This window comes from Streptomyces sp. NPDC032126 (assembly GCF_055580085.1).
Genome location: NZ_JBVIMA010000003.1, coordinates 695856 through 708576, shown reverse-complemented (window position 1 = coordinate 708576; position 12721 = coordinate 695856). Strand labels below are relative to the sequence as shown.

Genomic DNA, 12721 nt, shown 5'->3' with positions numbered 1-12721 from the left:
CCTCCCTGTCCTTCCGCAGCTTAGTCCCGCAAGCGGGGACCGCTCATTCCAACTGCCGACACCGTCGATGGCCTCCTGACCCCGAACGCCGACATCTGCTCCAACCCGATGGTGCGAGACGATGTTCCCGCAGGCCAGGCAGTTACCCCAGTCGCCACTACGCCGATGGCGAACGTGAGACGGCCTTTCCCGCGCGTCGCCCCCTCCCACTAGGGATGTCTTACCCGCCCGCACGGACACTCCATGCCGGGCGCCCCGCTTCCCTCCGCTATGGGCGAACAACCTTGCGCCTCACCAGTCCCCCGTTCGAACACTCCCTGCACCCATGACGCCACCCAGCGTAACCCGGGGGGCCTCGCGAAGGTTGCAGTTGACATGCCAACGGACCCAGCCCGGACAGGCCCCGTCGAACCGTCCCGGGACGCCGACACCGTCGCTCCGCTCAGGACCGCAACCGTCACTCCGCTCACCACCGACCACCTCGTCCCGCTCCCCCGTCGGCCACTCACTCCTGACAGTCCCCGCACCCACGGCCACCGGAGCGGCTCCGTCGCCCCGGACCGCTGGTTGCGCGGCTGGTACGAGAACGAGCTGGGGTGGGAGACAGTGCCCGGGGAGCCGGTACGACTTTTCACCGGGCGGCGGTTCGACGTACTGGACGTGCCGGCCGAGGTGGGGCTCGCCGCGCTGGGGCGGCTGAGGCCGGGTTCGCCGGTCGCTCTGCGCGGGGACCGCGTGTGGCTGCTGGTGGCCGCGGGCGGCGCCGAGGAGGTGCCGGGCATCCTGGCGTGGCTGGAGTGGGGCACGCTGCCACTGGATCTCGTGACGATCGGCGCGGGCGGGACCGTCGAGGCCCCGCTGCTCCCCGGTGCGAGCGGCGCGGAAGCCGGTGCGAACACGGCTACGGCCGGTGCGAGCGGCGCGGGGGCAGATGTGCAGGGGGCCGCCGTATGGCTGCGGCCCCCCGTGGCCGGGCACGAGGTCGAAGCCTCGCTGCCGGCGATGCCGAGCCTGTCGGCGGTGCCGGCGCCCGGGGGCGGTGGGGGCGCCCCCGATCTCGTACGACTGGTGGACACGGTGGCGACGTGGTGTCACCGTGTCCGGCTGCGGCGCGCGTCCGCTCAGCCCATGGCCTTCTCGTAAGCCTCACGAATGGTCGCGGGAACACGGCCACGGTCATTGACCTCGTAACCGTTCTCCTTCGCCCACGCGCGGATCTGTGCGGTGTCCTGGCCGCCGCCGGAAGCGGCACGCGCCTTTCCACGCCCACCCGCGGCACGGCCTCCGGTACGACGACCGCCCTTCACATAGGGCTCGAGAAGCCCGCGAAGCTTGTCGGCATTGGAAGTCGTGAGATCGATCTCGTACGTCTTGCCGTCCAGCGCGAACGTCACCGTCTCGTCCGCCTCGCCGCCGTCGAGGTCGTCGACAAGAAGGACCTGAACCTTCTGTGCCACCGGATTTCCTTTCATCGATAACGTGAGGGCTGGGGGTCTGCGGCGTCCGCCGTTTCGCCGCCCCCTGTTATATGCAGTACTGCAGTACGTCGGAAAGCAAACCGCTTTTGCCGGAAAAACACAAACCCCTGGCAGAGGCCGACGACCCCGCCCCGGCCCGGAAACATGCGCGTTTCGGACGATCCCGACGCGACGATCACAGGTGCAGAAGCATCCGGCTGTTGCCCAAGGTGTTCGGTTTCACTCGTTCGAGTCCGAGGAACTCCGCGACGCCCTCGTCATAGGAACGCAGCAGCTCCGCGTAGACATCGGTGTCGACCGGCGTCTCACCGATCTCCACGAAGCCGTGCTTGCCGAAGAAGTCCACTTCGAAGGTCAGGCAGAAAACCCGCCGAACCCCGAGCCAGCGCGCGGTGTGCAGCAACTTCTCCAACAACTGATGGCCGACGCCCGCGCCCTTCAGGCCCGGCTTCACCGCGAGAGTGCGGACTTCCGCCAGGTCTTCCCACATCACGTGCAGCGCGCCGCAGCCGACGACCTCGGCGTTGTCGTCGCGTTCCGCCACCCAGAACTCCTGGATGTCCTCGTAAAGCGTCACCATCGCTTTGTCGAGCAGGATGCGCTCGCGGACGTACGCGTCAAGGAGACGACGCACGGCCGGGACATCGCTCGTCCGGGCCCGCCGGACGGTGATGGCATTAGCGGTGACTTCGGGACTCTCTGCTGACATGTGCGGACGCTATCGCCCATGCCCCTAGGGCGCCGAGCCGGGGTTCTCCGCGGCGGTCTCCCGGGCATCCGGTGGATCGGTGGATTCCGGCCCCTGCACGATCCGTACGGCATCCCGCAGCGCCTGTCGCTGTTCGTCGCTCATCATGCCGAAGAAGGCGACGAGAGCGGCGGCGGGGTTGTCGCTCTGCGACCAGGCGTCGTTCATCAGAGCGGCGGCGTAGGCGGCGCGGGTGGAGACCGCCTCATATCGATAGGCCCGGCCTTCCGCTTCGCGGCGCACCCAGCCCTTCTGATGGAGATTGTCCAAAACGGTCATCACCGTGGTGTAGGCGATGGACCGTTCCTGTTGAAGGTCTTCCAGGACTTCTCGAACGGTCACCGGGCGGTTCCACTTCCACACCCGCGTCATGACCGCGTCTTCGAGTTCTCCCAATGGGCGAGGCACAGCTCAGAACAATAGTGGGAGATCTCGCCAATGGCGTGCCGGACGGGCACTTACAACGTCAAACGGGAACAAAAAGGGCGTACGGCTCGGAAAGCGCGGGTACGCGCGCGTGGAGCCGTACGCCGAGAGCCGTACGTGGTGAGGCGGAGCCTCAGAGGTCGCCGTCGGCGGAGGAGGTCGCCTGACGGGCCCCCTCCGCACGCGCGAGTGCCGCGTCGACCGCGGCGTCCTCCTTGGCCTTGTTGGCCCCGCCCTGGGTCTTCACGATCACCCTGATCAGGCCGATGAAGAACACGGCCATGACGACGGGGGGCACGAGCGCGGAGACGTAGTCCATGGATCCAGGGTAGCCATGGAGGAATCGGACATCCGGGCGGGGTGACGAGCGCGGTATACGCCCTGGTGAGGGCCCGACCGGGGGACGCCCGGCCGGGCCGTGCCGGGCCCTGCCGTCAGCCGACGGCGAGCCGCCGCTGCTCCGGGTCGGCGGGCGGCGGTGTGGGCTTGCGGCGCGGGAAGACCTCACCGGGGGTGGGAACGGGCCGCCGGGCGGGGGGCGTGGAGGGTTCACCGGGCGCCGGCTCGCGACGGGGAGAAGGCCCGGGGGCGGGCGCGGAAGGCCCGGGGGCGGGCGCGGCCGGCTTCTCGGCGGGCTTCTTCTCCTTGCCCCGCTCGGACTCGCCGGCGTCCTCGCACCGGCCGCCGGGAAGCGGGATGAGCCGGCCCCGCGAGGCGGGAACGGCCGGGACGGACGGGGCGGTGCCCTGCCGTGGGGTGCGCCGGGCGAGACGCGCCCGCACGTCCTGCTCGGCGAGGATCTGGCAGCGGTCCAGGAGGGCGGCCGCCACCGGATTGCCGCGCAGCGCGCGCAGGGCGGCGAGGTCGTCCGGGACGGGACGGTAGCCCGCGCCCAGGACCTCCTCCAGAAGCGTCAGATAGCCGGCCGCGGTCCCCGGGAGGGCGGCGCGGTAGCGGGCGAGGTCGGTCACGAGAAAGGCCCGCAGCCGGGCGCCCTCGCGCATCGCCTCGTCGAGGGTCTCGGCAAGCCGGTGGCAGTCCTGGACGTCCTCGGCAGAGGCGGGGCCGGGGTGAAGGGCGAGGGCGAGAGCGCGGCGGAGCACACGCAGCTCCTCCACGCCGAACGCCATGCCGCCGCGGGATCCGTATGGCGTGGGCATGCGGCGACAGTACGCGCTAATCAGACAAATTCGACATAGACGCGGCGCGTGGCGCGCCCATTTCCACCGGTCAGCCCCACGGCCCTGCGGGGCTTGGGCGCCCCCTTCAGGCCTGACGGGTCACGGCGACGCGCCCGTCCGCGCCTCACATGCGTGCCACGTTCCGCTCGTACACCAGGCGCAGGCCGATCAGCGTGAGCCAGGGTTCGTGTTCATCGATCACCGACGACTCCCCCAGGACCATCGGCGCCAGCCCACCCGTCGCGATGACGGTCACCTCGTCGGGATCGTCCGCCAGCTCCCGCGCCATCCGCTGCACGACCCCGTCGACCTGTCCGGCGAAGCCGTACACGATGCCCGACTGCATCGCCTCGACCGTGTTCTTCCCGATCACGTGTCTCGGCCGCGCCACCTCGATCTTCCGCAGCTGCGCGCCCTTGACGCCCAGCGCCTCCACCGAGATCTCGATGCCGGGCGCGATGACCCCGCCGACGTACTCCCCGCGCGCGCTGACCGCGTCGAACGTCGTCGCCGTACCGAAGTCGACGACGATCGCCGGGCCGCCGTACAGCTCGACCGCCGCGACCGCGTTGATGATGCGGTCCGCGCCGACCTCCTTGGGGTTGTCGGTGAGGATCGGCACGCCGGTCTTCACCCCGGGCTCCACGAGAACGGCCGGCACGTCGCCGTAGTAGCGCCGCGTCACCTCACGCAGCTCGTGCAGCACCGACGGGACGGTCGCGCAGATCGCGATCCCGTCGATGCCGTCCCCCAGCTCCTCCCCGAGCAGCGGATGCATCCCCATCAGCCCCTGAAGGAGCACCGCCAGCTCGTCCGCCGTGCGGCGGGCGTCGGTCGAGATCCGCCAGTGCTCGACGATCTCCTCGCCGTCGAACAGCCCGAGCACGGTGTGCGTGTTGCCCACATCGATCGTCAGCAGCATGGCCGGATCCCGTTCCCTACTCCGCCGCTCGCAGATCCAGGCCGATGTCGAGGATCGGCGAGGAGTGCGTGAGGGCCCCCACGGCGAGGAAGTCGACGCCCGTGTCGGCGTACGCCTTGGCGTTGCCCAGGGTCAGCCGCCCCGACGCCTCCAGCAGCGCCCGCCCGCCGACGATCCCGACGGCCTCCGCGCACTCACCGGGCGTGAAGTTGTCCAGCAGGACCAGGTCCGCGCCCGCCTCGACGACCTCGCGCAGCTGGTGCAGGGTGTCGACCTCGACCTCGATCGGCACGTCCGGGAAGGTCTCCCGTACGGCCTTGAAGGCCTGGGCGACGCCCCCGGCGGCGACGACGTGGTTGTCCTTGACCAGCGCCGCGTCGGACAGCGACATGCGGTGGTTGACGCCGCCGCCGCAGCGCACCGCGAACTTCTCCAGCGAACGCAGCCCGGGCGTCGTCTTGCGGGTGTCCCGCACGCGTGCCTTGCTGCCCTCCAGGGCGTCCGCCCACGCGCGCGTGGCGGTCGCGATGCCGGACAGGCGGCACAGGATGTTGAGCGCGCTGCGCTCGGCGGTCAGCAGGTCACGCGTGCGCGTGGTGACCGACAGCAGCTTCTGCCCGGCCTCGACGCGCTCGCCGTCCTCGACGTGCCGCTCGACCTCGAACTCGTCCGTGCAGACGACCGAGACGACCGCCTCGGCGACCCTGAGGCCCGCGACGACGCCCGCCTCGCGCGCGACGAAGTCGGCGGTGGCGACGGCGTCCTCCGGGATGGTCGCGACGGTCGTCACGTCCACCCCGTGGTCCAGGTCCTCCTGGATGGCGACGTTGGCGATGTCCTCGACCTCGACGGGGTCGAGCCCGGCGTCGGCCAGGAGCTGCGCGAGCGCGGGGTCGAGCCCGCACTCCATGAATTCCTCGTCGACGTCCGCGTCGGCTCCGCAGCCGCAGCCGTCGCCGCAGCCGCCGCTCTGTGCGAGGGGAAGGTCGTTGCTCACTTCTGTCACTGCTCCTGGGGACGCTGGGTCGGGGGGAAGTCTGCGGTGTCCGTGGTGTGTACGGCCAGCGTCCGGTCGGGATTCAGCCGTACGACGATGTGCCGGCGCCAGCCCTCGTCGTCGCGCCCGGCGTGGTCCTCGCGCCAGTGGCAGCCGCGCGTCTCCTCGCGCAGCCGGGCGGCGGCGACCAGGACGCGGGCCACGCACAGCAGGTTGGTCGCCTCCCAGGTGTCGACGCCGGGCTCGGCGGTCTTGCCGTTCTCGTCGAGCGCGTCGCGCGCCTCGGTGTGCAGGCGCTGGAGCTGGTCGGCGGCCTTCTCCAGGGAGTCCGCCGAGCGCAGCACGCCCGCGCCGTCGGACATGATCCGCTGGATGAGGAACCGCGCCTCGGGCGCCAGCAGCGGGTGCGCGGGCGTCTCGGGGAAGGGGACGGGCTGCGGCACACGCGCGTGGAGGGAGTTCCCGGCGTTGCTCGCGACGATGTCGGCGGCGATGCGCTCGGCGTAGACGAGCCCCTCGAGGAGCGAGTTGGAGGCGAGCCGGTTCGCGCCGTGCACGCCGGTGCAGGCGACCTCGCCGCACGCGTACAGGCCCGGCACGGTCGTCCGGCCGCGGGAGTCGGTGCGCACGCCGCCGGAGGCGTAGTGGGCGGCCGGGGCGATCGGGATGGGCGCGTGGACCGGGTCGATGCCGTGGGCGCGGCAGGCGGCGAGGATCGTCGGGAAGCGGTGCTCCCACATCTCGGCGCCGAAGTGCCGGGCGTCGAGGAACATGTGCTCGGCGTCCTGCTCCAGCATGCGGCGCATGATGCCCTTGGCGACGATGTCCCGGGGCGCCAGCTCGGCCAGCTCGTGCTGTCCGACCATGAAGCGCACGCCGTCGGCGTCGATCAGGTGGGCGCCCTCGCCCCGCACGGCCTCGGAGACGAGCGGCTGCTGGCCCTCCGCGTCCGGGCCGAGGAACAGCACGGTCGGGTGGAACTGGACGAATTCGAGGTCGCTGACCTCCGCGCCCGCGCGCAGGGCGAGCGCCACGCCGTCGCCGGTCGACACGGACGGGTTGGTGGTCGCGGCGAACACCTGGCCCATGCCACCGGTCGCGAGGACCACCGCGGGGGCGTGCACGGCGCCCACGCCGTCGTGCTGGCCCTCGCCCATCACGTGCAGCGTCACGCCCGCGGTGCGGCCGTCGGCGTCCGTGAGCAGGTCCAGCACGAGCGCGTTCTCGATCGTGCGCAGCCCGCGCGCGCGTGCCGCCTCGACGAGCGCCCGGGAGACCTCCGCGCCGGTGGCGTCGCCGCCCGCGTGCACGATACGGCGGCGGTGGTGGCCTCCCTCGCGGGTGAGCTCCAGGCCGCCTTCCTCGGACTCGTCGAAGTGCGCGCCGGTGGCGATCAGCCGCCGTACGGCGCCGGGTCCCTCGGTGACGAGGAGCCGTACGGCCTCCTCGTCGCACAGGCCCGCGCCCGCGACCAGCGTGTCGTCCAGGTGCTGTTCGGGCGTGTCCCCCTCGCCGAGGGCCGCGGCGATGCCGCCCTGGGCCCAGCGGGTGGAGCCGTCGTCCAGGCGGGCCTTGGTGACGACGACGGTGCTCAGGCCGGCGGCCTGGCAGCGCAGGGCCGCGGTCAGACCGGCCACGCCGGAGCCGACGACGATCACGTCCGCGTCGATGGACCACCCGGGTGCGGGCGCGTGCAGTCGTATGCCTGTGCTGGTCACGAGGCGGCTCCGAAGGTGAGAGGGAGATTGTCGATCAGCCGGGTCGTGCCGACCCGGGCGGCGACGGCGAGGACGGCCTCGCCGGTGAAGTCGTCGCCGATCTCCGTGAAGTCCGACGGGTCGACGAGCGCGAGGTAGTCCAGCTTGAGCGGCGGCTCCATGCGCAGCGCCTCGTCCAGGACGAGACGGGCGGCCGCGCGGACGGCCGAGGCGGCGCCGGGTACGGCCTTGGCGACGGCGTGCGCGTCGGCGGCGGCGCGGGACTCCCCGATGGCGCTGAGCGCCTCGGCACGCGCGTGCGTGGCGGGTACCTCACGCGCGCGTGCGCGCAGCGCCTCCTGGGCGGCGTGCCGGTCGCGGCCGGCGAACAGCGCGCGCGAGAGGGCGAGCGCGGTGCGCCGCTCCGCGGTCGACAGGTACCGGTTGCGGCTGGACAGGGCGAGCCCGTCGTCCTCGCGCACGGTGGGTACGGCGACGATCTCGACGCCGAAGTTCAGATCGCGCACCATCCGGCGGATCAGGGCGAGCTGCTGGGCGTCCTTCTGGCCGAACAGGGCGGCGTCGGGCCGGGTGAGGTGCAGCAGCTTGGCGACGACGGTGAGCATGCCGTCGAAGTGCCCGGGGCGCGAGGCGCCCTCCAGGCGCTCCCCCATGGGGCCCGCGGAGATCCGCACCTGGGGCTCGCCGCCGGGGTAGACCTCGTCCACGGAGGGGGCGAACACGACGTCCGCGCCGGCCTGTTCGGCGATCTTGAGGTCGGCCTCCAGGGTGCGCGGGTAGCGGTCGAGGTCCTCGCCCTGGCCGAACTGCAGCGGATTGACGAACACGGTGACGACGACCTCGCCGTCCGGCCCGGCGAGTCCGCGCGCGGTGCGGATCAGCGTGGCGTGCCCCTCGTGCAGGGCGCCCATCGTCATCACGACGGCCCGGCGGCCGTCGCGCACGCGCGCGTGCAGTTCGGCGGCGGTGCGCAGCAGGGTGGTGGTCATCCGGCGGCTCCTTCGGTGCCGTGGGTGCCGTGCGCGAGTACCCCGAGGAGGTCCTCGGCGAGTTCCGGCTTGAGCAGGCCGTGCGCGAGCGCGCGGTCGGCGGTGGCGCGGGCCATCGCCAGATAGCCGGCGACGGTCTGCGGGGCGTGCCGGCGCAGCTCGGCGACGTGCGCGGCGACCGTGCCGGCGTCCCCGCGCGCGACGGGGCCGGTGAGCGCCGCGTCGCCGGAGCGCAGCGCGTTGTCCAGGGCGGCGCCCAGCAGGGGGCCGAGCATCCGGTCGGGCGCCTCGACGCCGGCCGCGCGCAGCAGCTCCATGGACTGGGCGACCAGCGTCACGAGGTGGTTGGCGCCGAGGGCGAGGGCCGCGTGGTAGAGCGGGCGGCTCTCCTCGGCGATCCACTCCGGCTCGCCGCCCATCTCGATCACGAGCGCCTCGGCGGCCAGGCGCAGCTCGTCGGGAGCGGTGACGCCGAAGGAGCAGCCGGCCAGCCGCTGGACGTCAACGGGCGTGCCGGTGAACGTCATCGCGGGGTGCAGCGCGAGCGGCAGCGCGCCCGCGCGCAGGGCGGGGTCGAGGACCTTCGCGCCGTACCGCCCGGAGGTGTGCACGAGCAGCTGGCCGGGGCGCACGGCGCCGGTCTCGGCGAGACCCTCGACGAGACCGGGCAGGGCGTCGTCGGGGACGGTCAGCAGGACGAGATCGGCGCGCTGGAGGACCTCGGCGGGCGGCACGAGCGGTACGTCGGGCAGCAGCAGGGCCGCCCGCCGCCGGGAGGCGTCGGAGACCCCGGAGACAGCCACCGGCCGGTGCCCGGCGAGCTGGAGGGACGCGGCGAGGGCGGGGCCCACACGGCCGGCGCCGACGACACCGACGGTGAGCCGCGCGGGGCGGTCCTTGGGATCTGGTTGTTGGCTTGTACTCACGCGAGGGCGGCCTTCCCGTTCCAGTCCGCTCTGGGTACCGGACGATTTCTCGTCATGTTAACGCGATCGGTTCGACGAGCGTCCGGCCATCCACAGGCTGTGGGTATCCGGGCGGCCGAAATGGCATGGCTCCCCGGCTCCGCGCGCGCCATGATCCAGGTCATGACCGATACGGCGGAACACACCCCACAGGAGTCCGGGCTACCGACGGACGAGGAGCGGCTCAAGCAGCGCAGACAGCGGCGCGGGAGCGCGCTCCGGAGCGCCCAGCGCGTCCTCGCGCGCCCCGGCTTCCAGGCGCCGCTGCGCGACCGCCTGGCGGTCCTCGACACCGCCGGCGAGGTGTACGACCTGGACGAGCCGGCGGACATCTACGGCAACGGCGTCGTCGAGGCCCTGGAGGACAAGGTCGCCGCCCTGCTCGGCAAGGAGGCGGCGGCCTTCTTCCCGACGGGCACCATGGCGCAGCAGGTCGCGCTGCGCTGCTGGGCCGCCCGCACCGGCGACCAGGGCGTCGCCCTGCACGGGCTGTCGCACCCCGAGATGCACGAACGCCATGCGTTCAGCCAGGTCAGCGGATTGCGCCCGATCCGGCTGACGAGCGAGCTCCGGCAGCCGACCGCCGACGAGGTGCGCGACGCCCCGGAGCCCTTCGGCGCGCTGATGGTCGAACTGCCCCTGAGGGACGCCGGTTTCCTGCTGCCGACCTGGGAGGAGCTCACCGGGCTCGTCGAGGCCGCGCGCGAACGCGACGCGGTGGTGCACTTCGACGGCGCGCGCCTGTGGGAGTGCACCGTCCACTTCGGCCGCCCCCTGGACGAGATCGCCGGCCTGGCCGACAGCGTCTACGTGTCGCTGTACAAGTCGCTCGCCGGCTTCGGCGGCGCGGTGCTCGCGGGCCCGAGGACGCTGGTGGAGGACGCCAAGACCTGGCGCCACCGCTACGGCGGGATGATCTTCCAGCAGTTCCCGACGGCGTTGGCGGCCCTGATCGGCCTGGAGCGCGAACTTCCGCGCCTGCCGGAGTACGTGCGCCACGCGCGCGTGGTCGCCGCCGCCCTGCGCGAGGGCCTCGCCGCCTCCGGAGTGCCCTGGTCGCGCGTCCACCCGGAGGTGCCGCACACCAACGAGTTCCAGGTGTGGCTGCCCTACGACGCCGACACGGTCGCCGACGCGGCGATCCGTACGGCCGAGGAGACCAAGACCATGCTGTTCTGCCGCCCCTGGGACGCCCCCGGACCGGGCCTCGCCATGACGGAGGTCGACGTACGCGCCCCCGCCCTGGAGTGGACCGACCAGGACGTGCGGGCGGCGGTCGCCGATTTCGTGGCCCGGCTCCAGGAGGAACTCGCGCGGCGGACGGGCGCGGAGGCCGACGCGCGGTAGAGACGGGGGCGCGGACGCCGACGGGCGCAGGGCGTCACAAAAGCCCACGGGCGTAAGGCCGGTGTCCGCCTCGATTGACGGGGCCCGTCAATCGAGGCGGGGTTGTCAGTGGCGGAGTGCACCATGGGGGCATGAGCGTGGTCATCGACGTCACGGAGCTGCGGCCGGAGCAGGTCGTCGTCGTGCCCTCCCCCCTGTCCGAGCTGGGTATGGCCCTGCACGCGCTCAGCGAGCCCGGCCACCACCCGGGGCTCCAGGGCTGGGCGACGGCGGTCTCCTCGCGCCTGGACCCCGGCCTCGCGGACCGCCTGTGCGAGGCGGACTTCCTGTGGCGCACGACGTTCTCGGACGTCTTCGCGCCCTTCGCGGGTCTCCCCGACCGCCAGGCGCGCCCGGGAGCGACGCTCGGCGAGGAACTGGACCTGCTCGACAAGCTCTCCGACGAGCAGTTCGTCCACGCGGCCCTGGAGTTCACCTGCCAGATCAGCTACGACAGCGGCGGACCGGGCGCGCTGGACGACGAGGACGTGCGCCGGCGCGCGCTCGAACTGGCCGCGGCGCGCGGCAGCGTGCAGGAGCAGTTCACCCGGCGGCTGCTGTCGGATCCACCGGCCGTGCGCGCGTGGTTCCGGCAGCTGGTGCGGGACTGCGACGAGGCGTTCTTCGCCGACATCTGGGCGCGCGTGCAACCCCAACTGGCCGCGGACGCCCGGCACAAGACCGAGCTGCTGCGCCGCAAGGGCCTGGCGGAGGCCCTGACCGCGATGTCCGGCGCCGTGACGCTGGACGAGACGGGCCGCACCATCACGGTCGACAAGCTCATCGAGGGCCGCAGCACCACGGGCGAGGGCGGCCTGGTCCTTGTCCCGACGAGCCTGGGCTGGCCGCACGTCCTGGTGCTGCACCGGCACGGATGGCAGCCCACGATCACGTATCCGGTCAGCGGCCCGGGCCCCCAGGCGCCGTCCGTCGAGCAGCTCACGCGCCGCCTGGAAGCGCTGGCGCACCCGGTGCGCATGCGCCTGTGCCGCCATCTGGCCCGCGCCCCGCACAGCACGAGCGAGCTGGCCGACGCGCACGGCATGTCGGCACCGGAGATATCCCGGCACCTGGGGGTGCTGAAGAAGGCCGGGCTGATCACCACCCGCCGCCGTGGCCGGTACGTCCTGCATCAGCTGGACCTGTCGGCGGTGGCCCGCCTGGGGAGCGACTTCATCGAGGGCGTCCTGCGCTGACCCGCGCGGAAGCCGCGCGGTCAGTCGAACCGGATGTGCCGGATGCCCACGCGCGCCTGCCGCAGCCGTGTGCGCAGCGCGCCCTCGGTGTTGGGCCGCAGGGTGAGGCCGGCGAGGACGGCGATGCGGTCGGCCGTCTTCGGGACGGTCGCGTGGTCCGTCCACAGGTGCTCGGCGAACTCCGGCTCGCGCAGCCGCTCCAGGCAGTGGTCGAGCTGCTCCACGGCCCAGCTCTCCCTGCGCAGCCCGGCGTTCTTCCCCGAGACGAACCGAAGGAGGTGCCCGAAGCCGCGTTCGCGCAGACGTCGCAGCACGGTCTCGCGTTCGGCGAGGAGCGTGAAGTGGCGCACGTCGTGGCCGAGTTCGCGCAGCCGGCCGACGGTCTCGTCGAAGTAGCCGGGATCGGTGACCGTCATCGGCGCGATCACCACCCCGTCGTGCCGGGTGAGCGCCAGGTCGAGGACCTCGACGACGCCCTGCCGCCAGGACACCAGGTCCTGGAAGTTCCCGCGCAGCTCCGGCGGCAGCATGCGGCGCAACCCGAAGCCGGGGTGTTCGGGGTCGCAGATCACGCTGCCGGGCAGCCGGCGCTGTATCTCGTGTGCGGTCTGTGTCTTGCCGCCCCCGAAGGGGCCGTTGATCCACAGGAGCATGCGCCGACCCTAGTGGTCGCGGGTCGCACGCGGGCCACGTTCCCCGGTGATCCGATCTGCGG

At 72.6% G+C, this 12721-nt stretch carries 14 protein-coding genes; 3 read left to right on the top strand and 11 right to left on the bottom strand.

What is annotated here, in order from left to right:
- The first annotated feature begins 375 nt into the window (after positions 1-375).
- Positions 376-1143: an SCO3374 family protein gene (locus ACZ5NW_RS16210; protein ID WP_468744442.1), complete on the top strand. Its 768-nt coding sequence runs from the start codon at positions 376-378 to the stop codon at positions 1141-1143.
- Here the strand turns inward: ACZ5NW_RS16210 and ACZ5NW_RS16205 are convergent.
- From ACZ5NW_RS16205 to ACZ5NW_RS16160, 10 genes are all read right to left on the bottom strand, one after another.
- Positions 1122-1457 carry a histone-like nucleoid-structuring protein Lsr2 gene (locus ACZ5NW_RS16205; RefSeq protein ID WP_468744441.1) on the bottom strand — a complete coding sequence of 112 codons (336 nt, stop codon included), beginning with the start codon at positions 1455-1457 and terminating at the stop codon, positions 1122-1124. The genes ACZ5NW_RS16210 and ACZ5NW_RS16205 overlap by 22 nt on opposite strands.
- Positions 1458-1653: 196 nt before the next feature.
- The gene (locus ACZ5NW_RS16200) at positions 1654-2187 is read right to left on the bottom strand and encodes an amino-acid N-acetyltransferase (RefSeq protein ID WP_468744440.1); all 534 of its coding nucleotides are present in this window, start codon (positions 2185-2187) and stop codon (positions 1654-1656) included.
- A gap of 24 nt (positions 2188-2211) precedes the next feature.
- Complete coding sequence (locus ACZ5NW_RS16195) at positions 2212-2634, bottom strand: BlaI/MecI/CopY family transcriptional regulator (protein WP_468744439.1); 423 nt, start codon at positions 2632-2634, stop codon at positions 2212-2214.
- Positions 2635-2785: 151 nt separating this feature from the next.
- Positions 2786-2971: a hypothetical protein gene (locus tag ACZ5NW_RS16190; RefSeq protein ID WP_468744438.1), complete on the bottom strand. Its 186-nt coding sequence runs from the start codon at positions 2969-2971 to the stop codon at positions 2786-2788.
- Between the two features lie 115 nt (positions 2972-3086).
- Complete coding sequence (locus tag ACZ5NW_RS16185) at positions 3087-3782, bottom strand: hypothetical protein (protein ID WP_468744509.1); 696 nt, start codon at positions 3780-3782, stop codon at positions 3087-3089.
- A gap of 175 nt (positions 3783-3957) precedes the next feature.
- A complete protein-coding gene (locus tag ACZ5NW_RS16180) occupies positions 3958-4755 on the bottom strand; it encodes a type III pantothenate kinase (RefSeq protein WP_468744437.1) in 798 nt (265 codons plus the stop codon).
- A 16-nt stretch (positions 4756-4771) separates the two neighbouring features.
- Entirely contained in the window at positions 4772-5761 is a 990-nt protein-coding gene (nadC, locus tag ACZ5NW_RS16175; RefSeq protein ID WP_468744436.1) for a carboxylating nicotinate-nucleotide diphosphorylase, read from the bottom strand.
- Positions 5758-7470 (bottom strand): L-aspartate oxidase, encoded by a 1713-nt coding sequence (locus ACZ5NW_RS16170; RefSeq protein ID WP_468744435.1) that lies wholly within the window; start codon positions 7468-7470, stop codon positions 5758-5760. Before ACZ5NW_RS16170 ends, nadC begins: the two co-directional genes overlap by 4 nt.
- Entirely contained in the window at positions 7467-8459 is a 993-nt protein-coding gene (gene panC, locus ACZ5NW_RS16165; protein ID WP_468744434.1) for a pantoate--beta-alanine ligase, read from the bottom strand. The genes ACZ5NW_RS16170 and panC overlap by 4 nt, the downstream gene beginning before the upstream one ends.
- A complete protein-coding gene (locus tag ACZ5NW_RS16160; RefSeq protein WP_468744433.1) occupies positions 8456-9385 on the bottom strand; it encodes a Rossmann-like and DUF2520 domain-containing protein in 930 nt (309 codons plus the stop codon). The genes panC and ACZ5NW_RS16160 overlap by 4 nt, the downstream gene beginning before the upstream one ends.
- Before the next feature lie 162 nt (positions 9386-9547).
- On the opposite strand from ACZ5NW_RS16160, the gene ACZ5NW_RS16155 reads away from it, so the two are divergent.
- Together ACZ5NW_RS16155 and ACZ5NW_RS16150 are read left to right on the top strand one after the other, a co-directional pair.
- Positions 9548-10771: a threonine aldolase family protein gene (locus tag ACZ5NW_RS16155; protein ID WP_468744432.1), complete on the top strand. Its 1224-nt coding sequence runs from the start codon at positions 9548-9550 to the stop codon at positions 10769-10771.
- Positions 10772-10902: 131 nt separating this feature from the next.
- Positions 10903-12006: a DUF5937 family protein gene (locus ACZ5NW_RS16150; RefSeq protein WP_468744431.1), complete on the top strand. Its 1104-nt coding sequence runs from the start codon at positions 10903-10905 to the stop codon at positions 12004-12006.
- A gap of 20 nt (positions 12007-12026) precedes the next feature.
- Here the strand turns inward: ACZ5NW_RS16150 and ACZ5NW_RS16145 are convergent, their stop codons facing one another.
- Positions 12027-12659 (bottom strand): AAA family ATPase, encoded by a 633-nt coding sequence (locus ACZ5NW_RS16145; protein ID WP_468744430.1) that lies wholly within the window; start codon positions 12657-12659, stop codon positions 12027-12029.
- Positions 12660-12721: the final 62 nt, after the last annotated feature.

What these genes read in the sequence shown, in the direction of transcription:
- ACZ5NW_RS16155 (WP_468744432.1), top strand. Translation starts at nt 9,548, where the DNA reads ATGACCGATACGGCGGAACACACCCCACAGGAGTCCGGGCTACCGACG.
- ACZ5NW_RS16185 (WP_468744509.1), bottom strand. Translation starts at nt 3,782, where the DNA reads ATGGCGTTCGGCGTGGAGGAGCTGCGTGTGCTCCGCCGCGCTCTCGCC.
- ACZ5NW_RS16180 (WP_468744437.1), bottom strand. Translation starts at nt 4,755, where the DNA reads ATGCTGCTGACGATCGATGTGGGCAACACGCACACCGTGCTCGGGCTG.
- ACZ5NW_RS16190 (WP_468744438.1), bottom strand. Translation starts at nt 2,971, where the DNA reads ATGGACTACGTCTCCGCGCTCGTGCCCCCCGTCGTCATGGCCGTGTTC.
- ACZ5NW_RS16210 (WP_468744442.1), top strand. Translation starts at nt 376, where the DNA reads ATGCCAACGGACCCAGCCCGGACAGGCCCCGTCGAACCGTCCCGGGAC.
- ACZ5NW_RS16200 (WP_468744440.1), bottom strand. Translation starts at nt 2,187, where the DNA reads ATGTCAGCAGAGAGTCCCGAAGTCACCGCTAATGCCATCACCGTCCGG.
- panC (WP_468744434.1), bottom strand. Translation starts at nt 8,459, where the DNA reads ATGACCACCACCCTGCTGCGCACCGCCGCCGAACTGCACGCGCGCGTG.
- ACZ5NW_RS16145 (WP_468744430.1), bottom strand. Translation starts at nt 12,659, where the DNA reads ATGCTCCTGTGGATCAACGGCCCCTTCGGGGGCGGCAAGACACAGACC.
- ACZ5NW_RS16150 (WP_468744431.1), top strand. Translation starts at nt 10,903, where the DNA reads ATGAGCGTGGTCATCGACGTCACGGAGCTGCGGCCGGAGCAGGTCGTC.